This window comes from Streptomyces rimosus subsp. rimosus (assembly GCF_000720725.1).
GTDB lineage: Bacteria > Actinomycetota > Actinomycetes > Streptomycetales > Streptomycetaceae > Streptomyces > Streptomyces rimosus_A.
Genome location: NZ_JOCQ01000285.1, coordinates 1 through 218 on the forward strand (window position 1 = coordinate 1; position 218 = coordinate 218).

Annotated in this window: 1 protein-coding gene; it reads right to left on the bottom strand. The window is 69.7% G+C overall.

Annotated features, from left to right (window positions below; translation table 11 throughout):
• A partial coding sequence (locus IH45_RS01000000144900) for an AIR synthase-related protein (protein WP_032919637.1) occupies window positions 1–218 on the bottom strand: 218 nt, incomplete at both ends.

Consider the following 218-nt stretch of genomic DNA (forward strand, 5'->3'; position numbering starts at 1 on the left):
GCGTCGTCGGCCTGCAGCGCGTCCTGCCACGCGGGGCGGGCGTAGGGGCGCTCGTAGACCGGGCCCTCGTGCGCGACCGTCTTCGGATCCACATCGACGATCTTCTCGCCGTGCCAGAAGATCTCCAGGCGGTCGCCGTCGGTGACCTCGCCGATGACGGTGGCGGTCACGTCCCACTTCTCGCAGATCGCCAGGAACCGCTCCACCTTGTCCGGCTC